General features: G+C 59.5%; 16 protein-coding genes. 11 read left to right on the top strand and 5 right to left on the bottom strand.

The annotated features are described in order from the left end of the window. The first annotated feature begins 5 nt into the window (after window positions 1-5). Together RYB66_RS00400 and RYB66_RS00395 are read left to right on the top strand one after the other, a co-directional pair. A complete protein-coding gene (locus RYB66_RS00400; RefSeq protein WP_005744225.1) occupies window positions 6-1,346 on the top strand; it encodes an FMN-binding glutamate synthase family protein in 1,341 nt (446 codons plus the stop codon). 480 nt (window positions 1,347-1,826) lie between these two features. After that, window positions 1,827-3,152, top strand: coding sequence for an ammonium transporter (locus RYB66_RS00395; RefSeq protein WP_005779665.1), 1,326 nt, complete (start codon window positions 1,827-1,829; stop codon window positions 3,150-3,152). Window positions 3,153-3,321: 169 nt separating this feature from the next. Here the strand turns inward: RYB66_RS00395 and RYB66_RS00390 are convergent, their stop codons facing one another. Together RYB66_RS00390 and RYB66_RS00385 are read right to left on the bottom strand one after the other, a co-directional pair. Beyond that, window positions 3,322-4,359: an LLM class flavin-dependent oxidoreductase gene (locus RYB66_RS00390; protein WP_004660551.1), complete on the bottom strand. Its 1,038-nt coding sequence runs from the start codon at window positions 4,357-4,359 to the stop codon at window positions 3,322-3,324. Window positions 4,360-4,567: 208 nt separating this feature from the next. Next, on the bottom strand, window positions 4,568-4,903 hold the full coding sequence (locus RYB66_RS00385) for a hypothetical protein (RefSeq protein WP_004665564.1): 336 nt from the start codon (window positions 4,901-4,903) through the stop codon (window positions 4,568-4,570). 323 nt (window positions 4,904-5,226) lie between these two features. On the opposite strand from RYB66_RS00385, the gene sfnG reads away from it, so the two are divergent. Both sfnG and RYB66_RS00375 read left to right on the top strand, forming a co-directional pair. After that, entirely contained in the window at window positions 5,227-6,327 is a 1,101-nt protein-coding gene (sfnG, locus tag RYB66_RS00380; RefSeq protein WP_005779663.1) for a dimethylsulfone monooxygenase SfnG, read from the top strand. Between the two features lie 334 nt (window positions 6,328-6,661). Beyond that, on the top strand, window positions 6,662-8,245 hold the full coding sequence (locus RYB66_RS00375) for a sensor domain-containing diguanylate cyclase (RefSeq protein WP_005744219.1): 1,584 nt from the start codon (window positions 6,662-6,664) through the stop codon (window positions 8,243-8,245). 38 nt (window positions 8,246-8,283) lie between these two features. Here the strand turns inward: RYB66_RS00375 and RYB66_RS00370 are convergent, their stop codons facing one another. Beyond that, window positions 8,284-11,427: an efflux RND transporter permease subunit gene (locus RYB66_RS00370; RefSeq protein WP_316893531.1), complete on the bottom strand. Its 3,144-nt coding sequence runs from the start codon at window positions 11,425-11,427 to the stop codon at window positions 8,284-8,286. Between the two features lie 33 nt (window positions 11,428-11,460). Continuing rightward, window positions 11,461-12,621: an efflux RND transporter periplasmic adaptor subunit gene (locus tag RYB66_RS00365; protein ID WP_316893530.1), complete on the bottom strand. Its 1,161-nt coding sequence runs from the start codon at window positions 12,619-12,621 to the stop codon at window positions 11,461-11,463. Window positions 12,622-12,801: 180 nt separating this feature from the next. Between RYB66_RS00365 and RYB66_RS00360 the strand changes: the two genes are divergently transcribed. Then, entirely contained in the window at window positions 12,802-13,356 is a 555-nt protein-coding gene (locus tag RYB66_RS00360) for a TetR/AcrR family transcriptional regulator (RefSeq protein ID WP_005779656.1), read from the top strand. 17 nt (window positions 13,357-13,373) lie between these two features. Here the strand turns inward: RYB66_RS00360 and RYB66_RS00355 are convergent, their stop codons facing one another. Continuing rightward, window positions 13,374-15,872 carry a TonB-dependent receptor plug domain-containing protein gene (locus RYB66_RS00355; RefSeq protein ID WP_016981975.1) on the bottom strand — a complete coding sequence of 833 codons (2,499 nt, stop codon included), beginning with the start codon at window positions 15,870-15,872 and terminating at the stop codon, window positions 13,374-13,376. Between the two features lie 394 nt (window positions 15,873-16,266). Here RYB66_RS00355 and RYB66_RS00350 point away from each other — a divergent pair, with 394 nt between their 5' ends. From RYB66_RS00350 to RYB66_RS00325, 6 genes are all read left to right on the top strand, one after another. Further along, complete coding sequence (locus RYB66_RS00350) at window positions 16,267-16,872, top strand: SCO family protein (RefSeq protein WP_004658527.1); 606 nt, start codon at window positions 16,267-16,269, stop codon at window positions 16,870-16,872. Beyond that, window positions 16,866-17,360, top strand: a complete 495-nt coding sequence (locus RYB66_RS00345) for a copper chaperone PCu(A)C (RefSeq protein ID WP_004658526.1) — start codon at window positions 16,866-16,868, stop codon at window positions 17,358-17,360. Before RYB66_RS00350 ends, RYB66_RS00345 begins: the two co-directional genes overlap by 7 nt. Before the next feature lie 439 nt (window positions 17,361-17,799). Next, window positions 17,800-18,630 carry an energy transducer TonB gene (locus RYB66_RS00340; protein WP_316893529.1) on the top strand — a complete coding sequence of 277 codons (831 nt, stop codon included), beginning with the start codon at window positions 17,800-17,802 and terminating at the stop codon, window positions 18,628-18,630. 117 nt (window positions 18,631-18,747) lie between these two features. Then, window positions 18,748-19,476, top strand: coding sequence for a MotA/TolQ/ExbB proton channel family protein (locus RYB66_RS00335; protein ID WP_002553832.1), 729 nt, complete (start codon window positions 18,748-18,750; stop codon window positions 19,474-19,476). Window position 19,477: 1 nt separating this feature from the next. Next, window positions 19,478-19,879: an ExbD/TolR family protein gene (locus RYB66_RS00330; protein ID WP_002553831.1), complete on the top strand. Its 402-nt coding sequence runs from the start codon at window positions 19,478-19,480 to the stop codon at window positions 19,877-19,879. A 280-nt stretch (window positions 19,880-20,159) separates the two neighbouring features. Next, on the top strand, window positions 20,160-22,562 hold the full coding sequence (locus RYB66_RS00325) for a TonB-dependent receptor (protein ID WP_316893528.1): 2,403 nt from the start codon (window positions 20,160-20,162) through the stop codon (window positions 22,560-22,562). The last annotated feature ends 49 nt before the right edge of the window (window positions 22,563-22,611 follow it).

Genomic DNA, 22,611 nt, shown 5'->3' with positions numbered 1-22,611 from the left:
TTACCATGAGCGACCCTATCAGCAACAAACCTGCTCCAGTCCTGCGCGAGTCGGCCACCTTTGATCGCCTGACCATTCAGGAAATCCAGCGTGCTGCGGAAACCGGCATCTACGACATTCGCGGTGGCGGCACAAAACGCAAACTGCCGCACTTCGACGACCTGCTGCTGCTTGGCGCAAGCGTCTCGCGCTACCCGCTGGAAGGCTATCGCGAGAAGTGCGGCACCGACGTGGTGCTGGGTAATCGTTTCGCCAAAAAGCCGCTGTACCTGAAAATTCCGGTGACCATTGCAGGCATGAGCTTCGGCGCATTGTCGGCCAACGCCAAGGAAGCGCTGGGCCGCGGCGCAACCATTGCCGGCACCAGTACCACCACCGGCGATGGCGGCATGACTCCGGAAGAGCGCGGTCAGTCGCAGCATCTGGTCTACCAGTACCTGCCATCGCGTTACGGCATGAATCCCGACGATCTGCGCAAGGCCGATGCCATCGAAATCGTCCTGGGGCAGGGCGCCAAACCCGGTGGCGGCGGCATGTTGCTGGGCATGAAAGTGACCGAGCGCGTGGCTGGCATGCGCACCTTGCCGGTCGGCGTCGATCAGCGTTCTGCGTGCCGACACCCGGACTGGACCGGCCCCGACGATCTGGCAATCAAGATTGCCGAGATCCGCGAGATCACCGACTGGGAAAAGCCTATCTACGTGAAGATAGGTGCCAGCCGCCCGTACTACGACGTCAAGCTGGCAGTGAAGGCTGGTGCTGACGTTATTGTGCTCGACGGCATGCAGGGCGGTACTGCGGCCACTCAGGAAGTGTTCATCGAACACGTCGGCATTCCGATTCTGCCCGCCATCCCGCAAGCCGTGCAGGCGCTGCAGGAGATGGGCATGCATCGCAAGGTGCAGTTGATCGTCTCCGGCGGCATCCGCAACGGCGCCGATGTGGCCAAGGCCATGGCTCTGGGCGCTGATGCAGTGGCAATTGGTACAGCCGCTTTGATAGCCCTGGGCGACAATCATCCGCGTCTCGACGAAGAACTGAGAAAGATTGGCTCGGCAGCGGGTTACTACGACGACTGGCAGAACGGCCGCGACCCTGCGGGCATCACCACCCAGGACCCGGAACTGTCCAAACGTCTCGACCCGGTCGAAGGCGGTCGGCGTCTGGCCAACTACCTGCGCGTGCTGGTGCTGGAGGCTCAGACCATGGCCCGCGCCTGCGGCAAGTCGCACCTGCACAACCTCGACCCGGAAGACCTGGTGGCGCTGACCGTCGAGTCTGCGGCGATGGCCCGAGTGCCCCTGGCCGGGACATCTTGGATTCCTGGCTCGGGTTCTGGTTACTAGTGCCATAACGTGCTTTTCGACCGCGATGGCACCGACTGACGCCATAACGTGCTTTTCGATCACGATGGCACAGACGACGCAGAGTGCGACGTTAGTGACGGCTGAGTCCTGGCACTGATCCGGGGGTAGCCTGGCAGGACGCCAGGCTAGCCGCACCGGACCATGGATGGTCCGTTGCGGCGACCCCCGGATCAGTGACAGGGCGAAGGAACCCGACGAAGTCGGGCCGGAAACAGGAGCGAAGGGATTTGCCTACTTTGGCCCCATCAAAGTAGGTCGCCGAGGGGCGAAAAGGTGACTCAAGTCGAGCCTGAATCTCACTGAGTCGCAGAACTGTGTGACGCGGAGCGTCACGAACGGCATTACCACGCGGAGCGTGGGAACGAGAATTAGCCCCCCCAAGAGGCCGAAGAGCCTCGCCTGTCTCGATGACCTTTCTTGCTGCCAGACACTTTCCATTCATTTGCGGGAGCTTTGAACATGGTCAATCGTCTACACGGCAAATCCCTTACAGCTTTACTCGCGCCAGGCGCCTTCGCTCCGATTGCGCAGGCAGCTGACGCCCCCGTTCTGAACACCGGCAGCACGGCGTGGATGATCACCGCAGCTGTGCTGGTGCTGTTCATGTGCCTTCCGGGGCTGGCGCTGTTTTACGGCGGGCTGGTACGGGCCAAGAACATGTTGTCGCTGTTCACTCAGTGCTTCGGCATTGCCGGAGTGGTCGGCGTGCTGTGGGTCATCTACGGGTACAGCATGGTAGTGGATACCAGCAACATGGTCGAAGGGCAGGTGAGCTTCAACAGCTTTGTCGGCGGACTGAGCCGCGCGTTTCTGGCCGGCATGACCCCCGACAGTCTGGTCGGTGACATTCCGGAAGGCGTGTTTGTGACCTTCCAGATGACCTTCGCCATTATCACGCCTGCGCTGATTGCCGGAGCCTTTGCCGAACGCATGAAATTCTCGGCCGCGCTGCTGTTCATGGCGCTCTGGTTTACGCTGGTGTATGCGCCGGTCGCGCATATGGTCTGGGGCGGGGCAGGTGCACTGATGCATAACTGGGGCGTGCTGGATTTTGCCGGTGGCACCGCTGTGCACATCAATGCCGGTGTCGCGGCACTGGCGGCGTGTCTGGTGCTTGGCAAACGCAAGGGCTATCAGAATACCCCGATGCCTGCGCACAACCTGAGCCTGACCATGGCTGGCGCGGCGATGCTCTGGGTCGGCTGGTTTGGTTTCAATATCGGCTCTGGTGGCGGCCTGAACGGCACTTCCGGCATCGTCATGCTCAACACGCAAGTGGGGTCCTGCGCCGGGATACTCGGCTGGATGTTCACCGAGTGGTTCAAGGTCGGCAAACCCAGCGCGCTGGGTCTGGCAAGCGGGGCGCTGGCGGGGCTGGTCGGCATTACGCCTGCCTGTGCCTATGTCGGCGTCGGCGGGGCACTGGCGATTGGCGTGCTGTGCGGGGTGTTCTGCTACCTGAGCGTGACCGTGCTGAAAAAACGCCTGGGTTATGACGACAGCCTCGACGTGTTCGGCCTGCACGGCATCGGCGGCATGATCGGCGCAGTGCTGACCGGCGTGTTCTGCGTGCCCTCACTGGGCGGGCTGGTGCCGGATGTCAGCATGGGAGCTCAGGTAATTGCCCAGATCAAAGGCGCGCTGTTCACCACGGTATATTGCTTCGCAGTCAGCTGGATCATCCTCAAGGCCGTGCAGGCACTGATCGGCCTGCGTGCGCATGAATCAGTGGAAGAGATGGGGCTGGATCTGGCCGAGCATAACGAGCGGGCTTATAACCATTGAAGGTTGGCCTTAACTGAGTGGAGCGAGAGTAAAGTCCAGACACCTCTCGTTCCGCACGCTCCAGCGTGGGAATGCATTTCGCGACGCTCTGCGTCGCAAGGGACGCGGAGCGTCCTGAACTGCACGCCAACCCGGAGTATTGGCAAGCGAGCTGTCGTTCTCGTTCAGCTCAACGAAACACCGGCACCACGTGCTTGATAAACAGCTCAAGTGATTTTTTCTTCTCCGCGTGCGGCAAGCTGTTGTCGCACCAGAAACTGAACTCGTCGACTCCCAGCTCCTGGTAATGGCGGATGCGCGGGATGATCTCTTCCGGCGTGCCGATCATGGTGTTCTTGCGGATATTCTCCAGCTCGAACTCCGGACGCTCCTTGAATTTCTCTTCCGGGCTGGGTGCCAGAAAACCATTCACCGGCGTCTGCTTGTTGCCGAACCAGGCGTCGAAGGTGCGGTAGAACTTCGCGATGGCGGCAGCACCGGTTTTCCAGCCCTCAGGATTGTCCGCAGCATGCACATGCGTGTGGCGCAAAACCATCAGTTGTGGACGAGGTACGTCGGGGTTATTGGCCAGCGCTGCTTCGAACTTGTTCTTCAGGTCGACGACTTCTTCGTCGCCTTTCATCAATGGCGTGACCATCACGTTGCAGCCGTTCTGCACGGCGAAGTTATGCGAATCAGGGTCGCGAGCAGCGATCCACATGGGTGGCGTGTTGATTGGCTTGGGTACGGAGGTCGAAGTCGGGAATTTCCAGATATCGCCGTCGTGGGCATAGTCACCCTGCCACAGCGCACGGACTACCGGCACCATTTCGCGCAACGCCTTGCCGCCTTCGGAGGCCGGCATGCCGCCCGCCATGCGGTCGAACTCCACTTGATAGGCACCGCGCGCCAGGCCGACTTCCATGCGCCCGTTGCTGATCACATCCAGCAGCGCGCATTCTCCTGCCACCCGCAACGGATGCCAGAACGGCGCAATGATGGTACCCGCGCCCAGATGAATGCGCGTTGTTCTGGCGGCCAGGTACGCCAGCAGCGGCATGGGGCTCGGCGATATTGTGTATTCCATCGCATGGTGTTCGCCGATCCACACGGTGCTGAAACCGCCTTGCTCGGCCATCAGCGTCAGCTCGGTCAGGTCTTCGAAAAGCTGGCGATGACTGACACTTTCATCCCAGCGTTCCATGTGCACGAACAACGAAAACTTCATGACACTTACCTCGCTTAAATCCTGCTGCCTGCACGGGCATGGTGAGTTATTTCTGTCTGATGGTATACCGTAATACTTTACGTGCAAGCGTTTTTTGCGTCCGACGTGTTGGCTGGATGGCGAGGCAGCCGAAACGAAAAAAGCGCCTCATGAGAGGCGCTTTCGGGCGTAGTGAATTCAGCCGGGGAGGTGCTTGATCAGTGCGACATCAACTGCAGGCTTCGGACTCGATGTAGTCGGCTGTGGAATCGCGTATCACCGGACCCATGCCGCTGACGGCGCGAGCCTGTTGCATGATTTCCAGAGTAGAGCCGGTGCCCACCAGGTTCACTGTGTGATTGGCGCAGTTGTAGACGCGCTTGGAGTAGATCACGCCCAGCAGACCTTCACGTCGAGTGACGACGACGCGCGCTTGGGGACTGCCGCTTTTCTCCACCAGCGCGTGCTGCCCGGTCGGGTCATGGGGGACGTTTATGGTTTTGGCTTCGGCATGCGCCGACAGTGCGGGGATCATCAAGGCCAGTAAAAAGGCATGCAGTTTCATCGGTGCTCCTGCGGATGAACACGGTTTCATTGGATCCAAAAATACCCTAGCCATTTGATTCTGGATAGCTGGGCGATCAGCCTTCCGTCGGTTTGTTTCCGCTAAATTAAACACTGCATGAATGCGCAACCCGGCCAGACACTGTTGCCCTGGCAACAGTGTTTCGACAGCTTGCCGAAGTGCAAACAGTTGACGCTGTCCTCCAGGCATTGCAACTCGTTGATCTGTATTCATTTAACTGTCTGGCACGGTTGCTGCTCTGTGGTTCTGCAAGCCCGTTCGACTAATGCGCTCGGGAAGCCTGCAGTCAGAGGAGTGCCGATATGAGCCAATCTTCCATAAAATTTGCGTACTGGGTGCCGAACGTCAGCGGTGGTCTGGTCGTCAGCAAGATCGAACAGCGTACCAGTTGGACCATCGACTACAACCGCAAGCTGGCGCAGATCGCCGAACAATCCGGTTTCGAATATGCGCTGACGCAAATTCGCTTCACTGCCGGTTACGGTGCGGAATTCCAGCATGAGTCCGTAGCGTTCAGCCATGCTCTGTTGGCGGCCACCGAAAAGCTCAAAGTCATTGCAGCAATATTGCCAGGTCCATGGACGCCCTCTGTTGCGGCCAAGCAACTGGCAACCATTGATCAGCTCACCGCCGGGCGCGTGGCGGTCAATATTGTCAGTGGCTGGTTCAAGGGCGAGTTTCAGGCCATTGGCGAACCCTGGCTGGAGCACGACGAGCGCTATCGCCGTTCCGAAGAGTTCATTCGGGCCCTCAAGGGTATCTGGACCACCGACAATTTTACCTTCAAGGGCGACTTCTATCGCTTCCACGATTACACCCTCAAACCCAAGCCGATCCAGCGTCCTCATCCCGAGATCTTTCAGGGCGGCAGCTCACGTGCTGCGCGGGATATGGCGGCCCGGGTGTCAGACTGGTATTTCACCAACGGCAATACTATCGAAGGCATCAAGGCTCAGGTTGATGACATTCGAGCCAAGGCCGCCGCGAACGGCCATTCGGTGAAGATCGGCGTCAATGCCTTCATCATTGCCCGGGACACCGAAGAAGAGGCGCGAGCGGTGCTGGCTGAAATTGTCGACAAGGCAGATCCGGAAGCCGTCAATGCGTTTGGTGATGCCGCGAAACAGGCCGGCAAGGCCAGCCCGGAAGGCGAGGGCAATTGGGCCAAATCCACCTTTCAGGATCTGGTGCAGTACAACGATGGCTTCAAGACCAATTTGATCGGCACGCCGCGTCAGATTGCCGAGCGCATCGTCGAGCTCAAGTCCGTTGGTGTCGATCTGGTACTTTCCGCATTTCTGCATTTCCAGGAAGAAGTCGCCTATTTCGGCGAGCACGTGCTGCCTTTAGTGCGCGAGCTGGAAGCTGCGGCACTGCGCAAACCTGTCGCCGAAACAGCATGAAGCCCGGCAAATACGTGCGTCCTGCCTTGCCCCTGTAAGCGAGCTTCGCTTCCAGCCCCTTCAGAAAACAGCCCTCCAGAAAATCAGGCACCACTGTGATCCAGTGCGTGCCTGCCTGCGTATGTTGAACCCCGATCAACCAATAGACCGCTGTACGTGGCATTATGATGCCACTCTCTGGCATGCTTCATTAATGCCAGGCCTTCAGGTACGGCCGAACGCTTGCCGACAATGGCAGTTGATAGCGAAAGGATTGTCGATGGCCCCTGAGCAATCAGGTCCGGTTTTCAGAAAAACCAGATGCACTGGTTCTCACCTGTTGTGGAGGCAAGTTTTGAAACGCGACCTTCGGCTTGCGTCATGGCTGATCTTCGTAGTGTGCGCCTGCGTGGTGATGTTGATGGCCTGGCAAGCATGGACCGCGCGCCGCAACACGCTGGAGAACATCCAGACCAGCACGATTAATCTGGCTGGGGCGCTGAGCACTTACACCGATGGCATTTTCAAACAAAGCGAGCTGATGCTGATCGGCCTGACGGAGCGTGTCGAAAACGACGGTGCCGGGCCCGAGCAGATGGAGCGTCTCAGATGGGTCATTGCCCGTGAAATGGGCGCATTGCCGCAAATCGACACGGTTTCGCTGTACAACGCTGACGGCATTTGCACCTTTTCAACCAATCCCAAGGCCATTGGCGTCAACAGCGCCCAGCGCGAGTTCTTTCAGCACCACCTGCAGACGCCTGGCAAAGCACCTTTCATCGGCCCGACGATCCGCAGTCGTGCCTCCGGCGAATGGGTCATATCGGTCAGCAGGCGCATCAACCACCCTGACTCGAGTTTTGCCGGGCTGATGGTCGTGACCATTGGTGTCGATCATCTGTTGAAGTTCTATTCGGATATTCAGGTCGGCAAAACCGGCATCATCAGCCTCACGTCGGCGGCCGGGCAGTTGCGTGTGCGCTATCCGCACCTGGAAGCGGAAATCGGGCGTGACCTCTCATCGACGCCGATCTTTACTTCTGAGCGCAATCGACCCTCTGGCACCACTCAGTTTGTCTCCAGAATCGACGGTGTTGCGCGTTTTTATGCGTTCAAGCGCAGCGCCGTGTACCCGATTGTCACTGTGGTCGCGCTGGGCCAGAAAGAGGCCATGCTCGACTGGTTGGGCCAGACCAAGCAGTCGATTCTGGTCATGCTGGTGCTGCTCGGGCTGGTGGTCGGCCTTGGCATCCGCCTGATCGGGCACATTCACAGCCGCATCCGCGCGGAAGATCAGTTACTCGATTCTCAGGCAGCCCTCATCCAGTTGAATCAGCACCTGGAGTTCATAGCCTCGGAAGACAAGCTCACCGGGCTGGCCAATCGCAGACGGTTCGATCAGTTTCTGGAGGTTGAATTCAAGCGTGCCAGACGCGAGCGCAGCCTTCTGTCACTGATTCTGATAGATGCCGATCATTTCAAGCGCTACAACGATCACTACGGCCATCTGGCCGGTGACGAGTGCCTGGTGGCACTGGCCCGTGTGGTCGAACAATGCATCCGCCGCCCCGGTGATGTCGCTGCTCGTTATGGCGGTGAAGAGATCGCGGTGGTGCTGCCCGGCACTGACGAGTCGAGTGCTCGTCAGGTGGCCGAGAACATCCTGCAGGCTATCCGCGACGAGCAGATCGAGCATCCCGCCAGCCCGTTTGGCATCGTGACGGTCAGCCTCGGTGTTGCCACATTCGTCGGCACGGATCGACAGCTCGACCAGCGCAGCCTGATCGAACTTGCCGACCGTGCGCTGTATGCTGCCAAGTCGCAAGGTCGCAACCGTGTGAATGTGGCGTCGGAAATCGCTACCAGCACACTGCCGGCCTGGACCCGCGTCAAGGCATCGGCGGACCCGCAAACCGGCAGCAGACCAACGGCGGAGTGACGGGATTGAAGCCCGCCAGCCCGCTGGCCGCTTACTGTTTATTGTTTCTCGGGCAGGTGTTTATCGTCATTAACCTGCTGTACATGCGGCTTACGGCGCAACACTGACAGCACCCAGACAAAAAATATCGGCACCAGAATCACGCCCAGCAGTGTAGCGCTGAGCATGCCGCCTATGACGCCGGTGCCGATCGCGCGCTGGCTCGCAGCGCCTGCGCCGGTCGCCAGCGTGAGGGGCACGACGCCAAGGATGAAGGCCAGCGATGTCATGACAATCGGCCGAAAGCGCAGTCGCGCAGCCTGAAGTGCCGCGTCACGCAGCGAATGGCCTTGATCCCACAGCTCCTTGGCGAATTCGACGATGAGAATCGCGTTTTTTGCTGCCAGCCCGATGATGGTGATCAACCCGACCTTGAAATACACATCGTTAGGCATGCCGACCGCAGTCACTGCCAGCACGGAGCCCAGCGCACCGACGGGTACGATCAGCATCACCACCAGCGGAATCGCCCAGCTTTCATACAGCGCAACCAGCAGCAGGAACACCACCAGCAGCGCCAGGCCGAACAGGCCGGCTGCCTGGCCGCTGGCGACTCTTTCCTGATAGGAGAGGCCGGTCCATTCATAGCCGATGCCTTGCGGCAGCTCGGAAACGATCCGTTCGATTTCCGCCATCGCTTCACCTGTACTCACACCCGGTGCTGCATCGCCGGAAATCCTGAACGCGGGGTAGCCGTTGTAGCGGGCGATCTGCACCGGGCCTTGTTCCCATTGCGTCGAAACGAATGCGCCCAGCGGCACCAGCGTGCCGCTGCTGTTGGGCACGTAGAGCTTGAGTACGCTTTCCGGAGTCATTCGCGAACTTTGTTCTGCCTGCACGACCACACGCTGCTGACGTCCGGCATTGGCGAAATCGCTGATCACCGAGGAGCCGAAGGCGGTGGACAGCGCATTGCTGATCGATTCGAAACTCACGCCAAGCGCACGGGCTTTTTCGCGGTCGATATTCAGGCGCAATTGCGGCGCTTCGGCCAGACCTTCCATCATCGCGTAGAGAATCTTCGGGTTGCCGTTGGCCTCGCCGAGCAGCTTGTCGCGTGCCGCCAGCAGGGCTTCGCGGCCCAGGCCTGCACGGTCCTGCAGGCGCAGTGAGAAGCCGCCCGAGGTGCCCAGGCCATCAATGGGCGGAGGCGTCACCGCCATCACCGTACCGTCGGCGAGCCCGGTAAAATGCTGGTTGAACGCCGCCGCTTCTTCAGCTGCCGACTGGCCCTTGCCGCGCTCCGACCAGTCCTTCAGGGTCGGGAACGCAAGACCGGCGTTTTCACCCATGCCCGAGAAGCTGAAGCCCAGCAGCATGGTCACCGCACCTGTGGCTTCGCGGGACAACATGTAGTTCTCGAGCAATTGCGCGGTGAGGTCGGTACGCGACCGGGTCGCGCCGGGCGGCAGTTGCACGTCGATGATCAGATAGCCCTGATCTTCCACGGGCACAAAGGACTCCGGCAGACGCAGGTAGAAAAGGCCCAGCAGACCGACAATCCCGACGTACAACAGCATGTAGCGGCCAGCGCGTTTGATCATGCTGGAACTGACCCGTTCGTAACGGTCGGTGAATCTACCGAACAGCCGATTGAAGCCGCCGAAGAACCCGCGCTTCTCACTGTGCCCGGCCGGAATCGGCTTGAGCAACGTGGCACACAGTGCCGGGGTAAAGGTCAGGGCCAGGAAACCCGAGAACAGAATCGACACGGCCAGCGACAGCGAGAACTGCTGGTAGATGACCCCGACCGAACCCCCCATGAACGCCAGCGGCAGAAACACTGCGGCCAGTACCAGCGTGATACCGAAAATCGCGCCGGAGACCTGCTGCATCGCCTTGACTGTTGCGGCTGCCGGAGAAAGGCCTTCTTCGGCCATGATCCGCTCGACGTTTTCCACCACCACAATGGCGTCGTCGACCAGAATACCGATGGCCAGCACCATGCCGAACATGGTCATCATGTTCACCGAGAAGCCCATCAGGTACATGATCGCCAGGGTCCCGGCCAGACACACCGGCACCACGATGGTCGGGATAAGCGTGTAGCGAATGTTCTGCAGAAACAGGAACATCACCAGAAACACCAGCACCATGGCCTCGATCAGGGTGTAGATCACCTTGTCGATGGCCACGTCGACGAAGCGCGAGGTGTCGTACGGTATCGAAAACTCGACGCCTTCCGGGAAATTGACCGACAGCTCGGTGAGGCGCTGATTGACTGCCCGGGCAGTCTGGATCGCATTGGCATCTGGCGACAGTTGCACGGCACCGGCCACTGCACGTTGCCCGTTCAGGCGCGATTCAAAACTGTAATCCTGACTGCCGATGGCCACGCGTGCCACATCGGACAAATGCACCGTGGAGCCGTCTTCGTTGGCACGCAATACGATGCGGCCGAACTCCTCCGGGTTGTCTAGCGTGCCCTTGACCGCCAGTGTCGCGGTCAATTCCTGCAGTGATGAGCCCGGGCTGCTGCCGAAGCTGCCTGCGGGAACCTGCACATTCTGCGCACGAATGGCCGCATTCACGTCGTCGATGGACAGCCCATAGCCCACCAGCTTCTGCGGGTCGATCCAGACCCGCATTGCGGCTTCGGCGGCGAAAAACTGCAACCTGCCGACACCGTTCACCCGACTGATTTCGTTATTGACGTTGCGGGCCGCGTAGTCGGCCAGCGCGACCGTATCCTTGGTGGCCGAGCCGTCCTTGTAGTTCAGGGTAAAGATCAACAGGAAGCCGGAGCTGGCCTGTTCGACTTGCAGGCCCTGGCTGAGCACCGTCTGCGGCAGGCGCGCTTCAGCCTTCTTGATACGGTTCTGAACTTCAACCTGTGCCATGTCCGGGTTGGTGCCCGGTACGAATGTCACGTTGATTTCGGCGCTGCCGGTCGAGTTGCTGGTCGACTCGTAATACAGCATGCCCTTGGCACCGTTCAGCTCTTCCTCGATGACGCTGGTCACCGAGTCGACCAGCACTTTCGCGGATGCGCCGGGGTAAGTAGCGGTAATGGTGATCTGCGGCGGTGCCACATCAGGGTACTGCGCCACTGGCAAGGAGGGCAGGGCCATCAGGCCTGCCAGCAGAATGAACAGGGCCAGCACCCAGGCAAAGTTGGGTCGCTTGATAAAGAACAGAGACATGAACGGTGATCCTCGATCGCGCTGAAGGCGGCTTTATTGCGACTTGGATTGCGGCTGGGCGGAGGGCGATTTGGCGACGACCTTGTCACCGGAATTGAGCCCGGTCATGTTGCCGACGACAATCTGTTCACCTGCCTTCAGCCCCTCGGTGATCTGCCAGCGCGAATCCTGCATTGCGCCGGTTTTGACCGGACGCGCTTCGACCGTACCGTCCTGGGCAATCACCAGTACGCGAGCTGCGCCATCACTGGAGCGCTGAACGGCACGTTGCGGGACGAGAATGGCATTGGCATCGACCCGCTGCGGTGTGCGCACCCGCACATACATGCCCGGCAGCAACACGCCTTTGGGGTTGGCGAAGCGGGCGCGTAACGAAACCTGGCCGGTGGTCCGGTCTACTGCAACGTCGGTAAACAACAGGGTGCCAGTGCTTTGATAGTCAGTACCGTCGACGCTCAGCGACAGCGCGTCTTCGCCACCCTTGGGCAGGCGACCCTCCTGAATGGCCTCGCGCATTTGCAAGGCGTCGGCAACCGGCTGGGTGAAGTCGGCGTAGACCGGGTCGAGTTGCTGGATGGTTGCCAGCAGGGTGGTTTCGCCCTGACCGACCAGCGCGCCTTCAGTGACCATCGCGCGGCCGATGCGCCCTGAAATCGGTGCCTTGACTGTGGCGTATCCCAGGTTCAGTCGGGCCGTTTCGACATCTGCCTGAGCCGACTTTTTAGCGGCGATGGCGTTTTGCAGCGCAGAGCGGGCGGTGTCGAAGGTCTGGCGGCTGACCGCTTCGATTTCGACCAGCGAATCGTAACGTTTAACCGTAGCCTGAGTTTCGAACAGTGTGGCTTCTGTGCGGGCCAGGTCGCCCTGAGCTTTGGACAGCGCGGCCTTGAACGGTGCCGGGTCGATCTGGAACAGCACCGCGCCCGCTTTCACATCGGCACCTTCCTCGAAGTTGCGCGTGAGCACGATACCGGCCACCCGGGCGCGTACCTGCGCCACACGAACCGGTTCGATACGGCCGGGCAGTTCATCAACGACCGTGAACGATTCGGCTTTGACCGCAATGGCCTCCACCTCTTTGGGCGCTGTCGATGCAGCGTGATCCTGCTGCTGTTTCTGCTCGCACCCGGCCACACCCAACACTGCCAGCAGCGCTACCGCAGGCATGACACGCCAATCGCTCAAACCACTCATCGCTCACCCGGGCGCAGCCCATCAGACACTAAAGCCGCGAATGATCTACCGTGTAAGAGAGTGAGTCAACATTGACTCATGTGAGACGTTAGTGACTAATTGTGTATAGGCTTTGAGAACGCGGTAAGGTTTCTGCACAATGCGCCGCCTGCCACTTAACACGAGTTGAAGACGTACCCGATGGAATTACCTGCCGCTGACGACAAATTTCTGAAAGCCCTGGCCGTTGCGCTGGTTGACCACTCCAACGGTACGCTCAAGGATATTGCTCAAGCGGCTGGCGTCAGCAAGGCGACGCTCAACCGCTTCTGCGGCACCCGCGCCAACCTCGTGGAACTGTTGCTCAATCACGCCTCGGACCTGATGAACCAGATGGTTGCCGACGCGGATCTGCAGCATGCTCCGCCGCTGGAAGCGCTTCAACGACTGGTCGACAATCACCTCATGCACCGCGAAATGCTGGTCTTTCTGGTGTTTCAGTGGCGCCCGGATTCGCTCGATGAAAGCAGCGGAGGACGCCGCTGGTTGCCTTACTCCGACGCCCTCGATGCGTTTTTCCTGCGTGGGCAGCATGAAGGTCTGTTCCGGATCGACGTCAGTGCGGCCGTCCTTACCGAAATGTTCGCAGCGCTGCTCTCCGGGATGGTCGACGCCGAACGCCGCGGCCGTGTGGCACGCGCCGGTATGGGCGCATTGGTGACGCAGTTTTTTCTGCATGGCGCGGCGGCACGATAAGCAAATCTGTGCGGATGTCAGAAATCATAGGCAATCTTGCTGTACCAGAACCCTCCGCCCGGATAGAACGGTGAGTTGCCGTACAGGTTGAGTCCTACGGCGGAAGGAATTGCGTGCTTGTCCGGGCGCACATCGAAGATATTGGTGCCGCCAACACTGAGGGTGATGTTGTCGTAGAGGGTGTAGGACACATCCAGGTCGGTGATCCACTTGGCCCCGAAGCTGCGATCACCGCTTTCCAGCTGCTGGAGGGTCTTGACCTTGCCGTAACGGGTGGTTTGCAGATTCACGCCCAGGTCGCCCAGCGTCCATTTGCCGCCCAGTACCCATTTGGTTTTCGGTTGAGCATCGGTCAGGTCGCCCTCGCGGGCCCGGCCGACCCAGGTCAGGCTGCCGCCAGGGTTGCTGCCCAAGCCCTGCAAGGCTGCCGGTGCGTCCTTGACGTCGGTGATAATGGTCTTGTTGTAGTTGAACCCGGCGCTCCAGCGCACGTTGCCCCATGCACCGTACTGGCTGGAATGGTCGAGGACGATGTCCAGGCCGCGGGTGCGGGTGTCAAACGCGTTGGTGTAATACGAAGTCCAGGTGCTGGTGTCCACACCTTGAGCCGCCAGGATGGGCGCCAGCGCTGGGCCGTACAGGCTTTCGGTACGGGCGATGCGGTCGTCGATCTCGATCCAGTAGGCGTCTGCGGTCAGGCTGGTGCGCGGTGCCGGTTGCCAGGTCACGCCGAACCCCAGATTGCGCGATTTTTCCGGGTCTAGGGTGGTCGCACCGAGCGCCTGGGCCAGCGCCGAGTTGACCGGCGCGATGCGCGTCACGGCGGGCACGATGGTGCCATCCGGCGCAGCACCGACCCGGTTGTCCGAGATGCTGTAGCCGACCTGGGTCAGCGAGGGCGCACGAAAGCCCGTGCCGACGGTACCGCGTACGGCGAAGGTGTCGGTAAATTCGTAACGCGAGTTGAGCTTGGCACTGACCGTGTTGCCCGAGTCATCGTCGAAATGCTCTGCACGCAGCGCCAGGTCGACAAACAACGGTTCTATCGGGGTGATACCGAAATCGACGTAAGCTGCGTAGTTGTTGCGTTGCAGGCTGGTGGCATCTTGCGGCGAGATGACCGCTGCGGCCTGGGCGGCAATCGACGCCAGCTGTCCGGCCAGCGGGTTGGCCTGACCATTGGGCAGAGTAGCCGGAAAGCGATAGCCGCCCACCTGATAGGCCTGCGCGTCGCCGGAAAACGTCCGGAACCGCTCCCAGCGATGTTCAAGCCCTGCGGACACTTGCAGCGGCACGCCAAACAGCCCGTCGAACGCACGAGTGATGTCGACGTTGTTGACCCATTGTTCGAATCGGTAGGTCGCCAGGTCGTCGAACGACGTCGGCGAGGCCGGTCCCAGAGACGGGTTGATGGTCAGGTCGCTGTACTGATGGTTGTTGTTGCGCCCGTATGTAGTGCTCAGGTCCCAGTTCCAGCCCAGCGCTTCACCCTTGGCGCCAATCAGGTACTGATAGTCGGTGTCGTCCAGATTGTTCAGCGGGTAGTAACCGTCGGCAAACAGTTCGGGAATGTTGGCGTTGCTGTTGGGATAGCGGAAGTAGTTGTTGATGATGGCGTCACGCTGCCCATAGGTGCCGTAGGAATACAGTGTGGTCTGATCATCCAGCGGCAGTTCGGCGTTGTAGGCCAGGTTGAACGCCTTGATCTGCGGGTCGCCATTCTTCACGCCGACCCGATCCCACGTCGCCTCTCGAGGGTCGCCAGGAAAGTAGGCGTTATTGGTGGCTTTTTCGTTCCAGCTTGCATCGCCACGCTTGCGGGCGTCGGCAGAAAGATGCAGAAAGCCGCCGTCGCCCAGTTCGAAGCCGGTGTCCCCTTCGAACTTGGTCACTTCGCCTTCACCGCTGTACAGCTTGCCGTACGTCACCCCCAGATGGCCACCCTCGGCGCTGGATTTGAGAATCACGTTGATCACCCCGGCAATCGCATCCGAGCCGTATTGCGCAGCGGCACTGTCCTTGAGCACCTCGATGCGCTCCACCGCGCTGATCGGGATCATGTCGATGTCCACCGAGTTCGCGCCGCTGCTGTCGGTCGAGCCATTGGCGGGCAGGGCGCTGTTATGGCGGCGTTTGCCATTGACCAGCACCAGCGTATAGGCCGGTGCAAGGCTGCGGTTGGACAACGGGCGGATGGTCGAGTTATAGCCTGCGACGTTGGTGCCATAGTTGAACGAAGGCAGCAGTTTGGCGATGGCTTCGGTCAGGTCGGCGCGACCGGTTTTCAGTAACTGATCGCTGGTTACGATATCAATCGGGGCCGGGCTTTCAGTCACGGTGCGCTGTGTACCGCGAACCCCGGTGGAAATCACCGTGACCTTGTCCAGCCGGGCCTCACGGTCGAGGGTTTCATCGGCGGCCTGAGCGGGGTTCATCAGGCCAAGGCCGACAAGCGCTATGCTTTTGATCAGCGGGTTGCGCAGGGCGTGGCGGGGAGCGTGAGCGGGTAAGGCCATGACGGAGTGATCCTTGGGCAATGCTGAGAAAGTTCTGGGCACCTCCACAAGGCAAGGGTCGGTTTGCTGGCGAATATAGGGTTATGAAACGAGCCTGTGAAAGGCCTTTTGGTTATATGTTAATTATAAAAATATTGAATTATTTTTATTTATTATATGTTTTATATGCATTTAAAGCGTTGCGCACGGGTGGTCGGTAACAGTACTTGAGGGTGGTAAAGCTGCCTGTGCTGTTTTGTCGCACGACGTATTGCAGCCCATGAGCCCGACGTTTGCGCGCCTGCTCATGGTTTGAAACAGGATTGGCGGTATTCCCTGTTGCCTTGGGGTGGTAAATTCGCCGCCTTTGAATGTGTCAGAACCCACGCGCCTAACCCTCCAGGGGACGCAAGACATGACGTACCAACCGACCCGCCGCGAGGTGGTCACAGGCCTCTCGTTGCTGAGCCTTGGCCTGCTGACTGGCTGCGGCAATTCCAATGCCTTGCCGTTCAAGCACGGCAAAGACATGAGCAACGAGATAGTTGGCCGCAACTTCCGACTCAAGGATGCACAAGGCAACGTCAAGACCCTGTCGAGTTTTCGTGGCCTGATGCCGATGATCTTCTTCGGCTTCACCCAATGCCCGGCCATTTGCCCGACGGCACTGGCGCGAGCTGCACAGATCAGAAAGCTGATGGGCGAAGAGGGCAAGACCCTTCAGGTAGTGTTCATTACCCTCGACCCGGAGCGTGATACGCCCGAGGTGATCGACGCCTACGTGAAGGCTTTCGATCCGACCTTCGTCGCCCTGTCCGGTACGCTTGAAGAAACGGCCGCAACGGCAAAGGAGTTCGGCGTATTCTTCGAAAAGGTCCCGCTGGGCGACACCTACACGATCTCGCATACCGCCACCAGTTATGTCTACGACACCCGCGGCGTGCTGCGCCTGGGCTTGTCGCACAGGCTGTCCGCCCAACAATGCACTGAAGATCTGCTCACTTTGATGGAAGTATGCTGATGACCGTTCTGATTCGTAACGTCGCAAAGCCGCTGTTGTTGACCCTTTCGCTGCTGGGCCTGAGCGCTCAGGCGCTGGCCGAAACCAAAGTCGATGACGCCTGGGTGCGTGCCACCGTGCCGGGCCAGTCCGCCACTGGTGCGTTCATGCGCATCACTTCGGACACGGACAGCAAGCTGGTCGACGTTGCTTCACCTGTTGCGAAAACCGTGCAGATCCATGAGATGAGCATGAAAGGCGACGTGATGAGCATGCAGCGCGTCAACTCGGTTGACTTGCCAGCCGGCAAACCGGTGATGCTCGATTCCGACGGCTACCACGTGATGTTCATGGGCCTTGCAGCGCAGGTCAAAGAGGGTGATCAGGTGCCTCTGACCCTGACCGTGGAAGACGCCAAGGGCGTGAAAGAGTCGATTCAGGTCACCGCAGTCGCCAAGTCGCTGACCAGCGACGAGCACAGCGGGCATGGTGATCACAGCGGTCATTGAGCCTGATCTACCTGACGACTATCGTTCCTCACGCTCCAGCGTGGGAATGCCTCTTGTGACGCTCCGCGTCACAACTCTGCGCCGCACTGCAATTCAAGAGAGGACGCAGAGCGTCCAGAACGGCATGCGACGCGGAGCGTCGCACGATAGTTGATCTACCTGACGACTATCGTTCCTCACGCTCCAGCGTGGGAATGCCTCTCGTGACGCTCCGCGTCACAACTCTGCGCCGCACGATAGTTGAGGTTATCGTTCCTCACGCTCTCGCATCACGGTCTGCGCTGGTTCATATATTCATTTAAAGTCTAACCGGCGAACCAAATATTCTTTTCAGGAACAAGCCTCTTTCAGCGATGATTGCCTTGCCACATCAACTTTGGAAAGGTGACTGATACCAACAGAACCTGGATTTTTATCATGAAAATGCAGGAGTGTATCAATGGGCAATGTCCAGACCGCAGCCAGCGCACATGATGTGCCCTGGCGCCAGACGCCGAGTGGCGACCTGGTCGATCTGGGGCGTCCTTTCCGTGCGCCTCTGGCGTTATCGCGGTTGCAAAGCACCCCCAAACCCATACTTGGACGACGCGAAGCCATTCTGCTGGGTGCACTGGCGCTGGTATTTCATGGCGCGGTCATCTACTGGTTGAGCCAGAACCCGACACCCGCATTGCCGGTCGTGCCGCCGGAAATTCCGCCGATGACCATCGAGTTCTCTCAGCCCGCGCCGCCGGTTGTGGAGACGCCGCCACCACCGCCCGAGCCTGTCGTGCAGCCTGTGGTCGAGCCGCCGCCCCCGGTCGAAGATGAACTGGCCGTCAAGCCGCCACCGCCCAAACCGATTCCAAAACCCAAGCCGCAGCCGTCCAAGCCGGTGGTCAAACCGGTCGTCAAGCCAGTGGCAAAACCGGTCGAGCAACCAGCCCCACCGGTGCCCGCGCCACCTGTCGCTGCACCTGCCGCTCCCGCACCGCCCGCGCCAAAACCGGTAACTCCGGCTTCTGCCAGCGCTGGCTATCTGCGCAACCCGGCACCGGAATACCCGTCGCTGGCAATGCGCCGTGGCTGGGAAGGCACCGTGCTGTTGCGCGTCCATGTATTGGCCAGCGGCAAGCCCGGCGAGATTCAGATACAGAAAAGCAGCGGCCGCGATCAATTGGATGACGCAGCGCTGGCAGCGGTGAAGCGCTGGAGTTTCGTGCCCGCCAAACAAGGCGACGTCGCCCAGGACGGCTGGGTCAGTGTGCCGATTGATTTCAAGATCAAATAACGTTTCAAGTTCCAATAACCACGACATTCGATTGACCCGGCGAGCTACCTGAACCAAAGGCGCATCGCGATACACCCAATGCCTTGTTCAGACTTCGTTCATAAAGAGAGCTGCGCCATGAACCTACTTGCTTCGCCTTTTGAATCCATCGAACACGCGGTCATCTGGCTGCTGGTCATTTTTTCCGTCGCCACCTGGGGCCTGGCCCTGCTCAAAGGTGTGCAGTTCTCGCGCCTGAAGTCCCAGGACCGCAAGTTCCACAAGCAATTCTGGGCTGCATCGAGCCTGGATTCGGCCGCGCAACTGGCCCAGGAACAGCCCGGCGCTGCTGCTCGTGTTGCGCTGGCCGGTTACGCCGCCATTCAGGTGCCGGACGGCGCGCAGGCTAACGACCTCAGTCAGTCCATCAACCATCAGGACCGCCTTGAACGTGCCCTGCGTCAGCAGATCGTTCGGGAGCGCCGCTCGCTGGAGACCGGTCTGGCGATTCTCGCCAGTATTGGCAGCACCTCGCCGTTTATCGGCCTGTTCGGTACGGTCTGGGGCATTATGTCGGCGCTCAAGGGTATCAGTGCTGCCGGTTCGGCAAGCCTGGAAACCGTTGCCGGTCCTATCGGCGCAGCGCTGGTGGCAACCGGTGTCGGCATCGCCGTCGCCGTGCCTGCGGTACTGGTTTACAACTACTTCCTGCGGCGCCTGAAACTGACCGCTGCCGACCTGGATGACTTCGCCCACGACTTCTATAGCCTGGCGCAGAAGAGTGCATTTCGCGTGCTGCTGCATCCGGTCCTGAAGTCTGGCGCTACAGGCGGGCAGGCTGGACAGAAAGTGAAGGAGGCATCCTGAGATGGCTTTCTCCACACAAGATACCGATGAAGTGCTGAGCGAGATCAACGTTACGCCGCTGGTGGACGTGATGCTGGTGCTGCTGGTGGTGTTCATCGTGACCGCGCCGCTGCTGACCAACTCGATTCCGATCAACCTGCCCAAGACCGAATCGGTTGCGCCGGTGGAACAGAAAGACCCGCTAGTGGTGAGTATCGACGGGCAGGGCAAGCTGTTCATCAACAAAGATGAAATTCAACCAGATCTGTTGGAAACCAGCCTCAAGGCGGCCAAGGACAAGGCCCCTGACGTGCGCGTGCAGTTGCAGGCGGACAATGGCGTGAATTACGGCGAAGTGGCACGAGCCATGGCTTCCATCGAACGCGCAGGCATTACCAAACTGTCGGTGATCACCGCAAAGTAAGCAATTCTTCGTCCATCAGCTTCATCAGTTTTGGGCCGCATCCTCAGGCAGGTGCGGCCTTTTTTTGTCCGCGCTTCCGGCATTTTTCAGTCTGGACACAAATGTAGATGCTTATTCTTTATTGATATTTAAATATTTAAATCAATGTCATTAAGCTATAAAGCATCGGACTTCCGGAACACCAATCAGACACTGTAATGATCGCTACCGTCCGCCGCACGGATCGCTCGTTGTAACCAGAACAGAGTTTCTGGATCAAGGATTTTCAAGGGGTAGTGGTATGGGGAGTTTCAAACGGAATGTATTGGCCACGGCGATTTTTTCAGCCAATTTGCTGAGCGTCGCAGGCATCAGTGCAAGCGCTCATGCTGCACAGGCAACAGATGAGCAAAACAGCCAGGGCGCATCCACCCTGGGCACGGTAATCGTTACCGGCACTCGGGCGCAGGAGCGCACCGCCAGTGCTTCGCTGTCGCCCATCGATGTGATTTCCGGCGACAGCCTGCGCAGTTCCGGCTCCAGCGAATTGGGCACGGTGCTGGCGCGCTTGATCCCTTCGATCAACTTTCCGCGGCCCAGCCTGGTGGACGGTGCCGAGCTGACCCGACCGGCGCAATTGCGCGGGCTGTCGCCGGATCAGGTGCTGGTGCTGGTCAATGGCAAACGCCGCCACACATCGGCCTTCGTCAACCTGGGTGGGGCGGTGGGACGCGGTTCGGCACCTGCCGACCTGAACGCCATTCCGCTGTCTGCCATTGACCACATCGAAGTGCTGCGCGACGGTGCTTCAGCGCGTTACGGTTCCGATGCGATTGCCGGGGTGATCAACATCATCCTCAAAAGCGCCGATCATGGCGGCTCGATTTCCAGCAAATACGGCCAATACAAGAAGGGCGACGGGATTCAGCGTCAGGTGTCCGGCAACACCGGTTTCGCGCTGGGCGACAACGGCACGTTGAACCTGTCGGGTGAAGGCTCCAACAACGACTACACCAACCGTGCCGGTGATGATTTTCGTACTTCCAGCATAGGTTCCACTACTTACGGTCAGCAGGTGTTCCGTCAGGGTGAGCCGCAAACCCACGAGGGCAAGCTGCAATACAACGCCGAGTACAGTTTCAATGATGCGGCGGAGTTCTACAGCTTCGGTGGCTACAGCAAGCGCCGTGGTGAAACAGCCGCGTTTTATCGGCCGAGCAACGCCTCCAACAACATCGCTGCGATTTACCCCAACGGTTATCTGCCACTGATTAACGGCACGCTGGAAGACACCTCGCTGGTAGCGGGATTACGCGGCGAGCTGGCGGATGACTGGCACTACGACGTGTCTGCCAACTACGGGAAAAACACCTATGAACTGCGCACCAAAACCATCAATACGTCACTTGGCCTGAACACGCCGCGCTCGTTCGATAACGGCACGCTGACCAACGATCAGAAGCAACTTGGCTTCGATCTGTCGCGGGAGTTCAGCGCGGCATGGCTGCCTTACCCGGTGTCGGTCGCGTTCGGCGCCGAATACCTGCACCAGGGTTATCAGATCGAGGCGGGGCAGGCCGAGTCGTATTTTCAGACCGGCAGTTCCGGGCTGGGCGGCTTCCGCGCCGCCGATGCAGGCAGCTACTCGCGACACAACTTCGCCCAGTATCTGGATGTGGAAACCAACCTGACCGAGAAGCTCGGTGTGTCGGCTGCCGTTCGCCACGAGGACTACAGCGATTTTGGCTCCAACGTCAGCGGCTCGCTCTCGGCGCGTTATGACTTCACCCCGCAGGTGGCTTTGCGAGGCAGCGTATCGACAGGCTTCCGCGCCCCTTCACTGGCGCAGCAGAATTTCACCTTTACCTCGTCACAACTGATTGGCAACACTATCCAGGAAGCGGGCACGTTTCCGGCCGGCAGTAACGTTGCGCAACTGTTAGGCGCCGAAGACCTCAAGCCCGAAAAGTCGCGCAACTACAGCCTGGGCCTGGTGCTCCAGCCACTGGACAGCCTGACTGTGACCGCCGACGTCTATCGCATCGATATTCAGGATCGTATCTCGCTGTCCTCTAACCTGGTGCTCAACAACACGGCCATCAACTACCTGCGCAGCAATGGCGTGGGTGATATCAACTACACCAGCGCGCGCTATTTCACCAACGCCACAGACACCAGCACCGATGGTGTCGATCTGGTCGCCAATTACCGCTACCAGTTCGATAACGGCGTCCGTTGGAACAGCACAGTGGGCTACAACTACAACCACACTAAAGTCACCGACGTGAAAGCCAACCCGGCGATTCTCGATCAGTTAGGGGTGAATCTGGTTCGGGTGGATCGCAGGGAGCGCATCGGTCTGCTGGGTGACACCACCCCGCAGCACAAACTGACGCTGGGCAATGATCTGACGTTCGGTAACTGGGCACTGCATTCCAACCTGGTTCGCTACGGCGAGTTCACCAGCTACCAGGCCGACAAGGTCAACGATCAGACCTTCAGCGCTGCGTGGCTGCTGGACCTCGCAGTAGACTACACACTCAAGAACTGGGTCTTCACCCTGGGCGGCGACAACATCACCGACAAGTACCCCGAAAAGCTCAACGACTTCTCGTCCAGCGGCGGCAACCTGGCTTACAGCACGTTCTCGCCTTACGGGTATAGCGGGGCGTTTTACTACGGCAAGGTGACGTACAACTGGTAATTTGACTTGCCGCTGATTGTCGTCCCAATGCTTCGCGTGATACACAAGT

The sequence above is a fragment of the Pseudomonas syringae group sp. 243L2 genome (genome assembly GCF_032587875.1).
GTDB lineage: Bacteria > Pseudomonadota > Gammaproteobacteria > Pseudomonadales > Pseudomonadaceae > Aquipseudomonas > Aquipseudomonas amygdali.
The sequence above is the reverse complement of the archived record's forward strand: the minus strand, read 5'-3'. Positions and strand labels throughout refer to the sequence as shown.

What these genes read in the sequence shown, in the direction of transcription:
- RYB66_RS00400 (WP_005744225.1), top strand. Translation starts at nt 6, where the DNA reads ATGAGCGACCCTATCAGCAACAAACCTGCTCCAGTCCTGCGCGAGTCG.
- RYB66_RS00395 (WP_005779665.1), top strand. Translation starts at nt 1,827, where the DNA reads ATGGTCAATCGTCTACACGGCAAATCCCTTACAGCTTTACTCGCGCCA.
- RYB66_RS00390 (WP_004660551.1), bottom strand. Translation starts at nt 4,359, where the DNA reads ATGAAGTTTTCGTTGTTCGTGCACATGGAACGCTGGGATGAAAGTGTC.
- RYB66_RS00385 (WP_004665564.1), bottom strand. Translation starts at nt 4,903, where the DNA reads ATGAAACTGCATGCCTTTTTACTGGCCTTGATGATCCCCGCACTGTCG.
- sfnG (WP_005779663.1), top strand. Translation starts at nt 5,227, where the DNA reads ATGAGCCAATCTTCCATAAAATTTGCGTACTGGGTGCCGAACGTCAGC.
- RYB66_RS00370 (WP_316893531.1), bottom strand. Translation starts at nt 11,427, where the DNA reads ATGTCTCTGTTCTTTATCAAGCGACCCAACTTTGCCTGGGTGCTGGCC.
- RYB66_RS00365 (WP_316893530.1), bottom strand. Translation starts at nt 12,621, where the DNA reads ATGAGTGGTTTGAGCGATTGGCGTGTCATGCCTGCGGTAGCGCTGCTG.
- RYB66_RS00360 (WP_005779656.1), top strand. Translation starts at nt 12,802, where the DNA reads ATGGAATTACCTGCCGCTGACGACAAATTTCTGAAAGCCCTGGCCGTT.
- RYB66_RS00355 (WP_016981975.1), bottom strand. Translation starts at nt 15,872, where the DNA reads ATGGCCTTACCCGCTCACGCTCCCCGCCACGCCCTGCGCAACCCGCTG.
- RYB66_RS00350 (WP_004658527.1), top strand. Translation starts at nt 16,267, where the DNA reads ATGACGTACCAACCGACCCGCCGCGAGGTGGTCACAGGCCTCTCGTTG.
- RYB66_RS00345 (WP_004658526.1), top strand. Translation starts at nt 16,866, where the DNA reads ATGCTGATGACCGTTCTGATTCGTAACGTCGCAAAGCCGCTGTTGTTG.
- RYB66_RS00340 (WP_316893529.1), top strand. Translation starts at nt 17,800, where the DNA reads ATGGGCAATGTCCAGACCGCAGCCAGCGCACATGATGTGCCCTGGCGC.
- RYB66_RS00335 (WP_002553832.1), top strand. Translation starts at nt 18,748, where the DNA reads ATGAACCTACTTGCTTCGCCTTTTGAATCCATCGAACACGCGGTCATC.
- RYB66_RS00330 (WP_002553831.1), top strand. Translation starts at nt 19,478, where the DNA reads ATGGCTTTCTCCACACAAGATACCGATGAAGTGCTGAGCGAGATCAAC.
- RYB66_RS00325 (WP_316893528.1), top strand. Translation starts at nt 20,160, where the DNA reads ATGGGGAGTTTCAAACGGAATGTATTGGCCACGGCGATTTTTTCAGCC.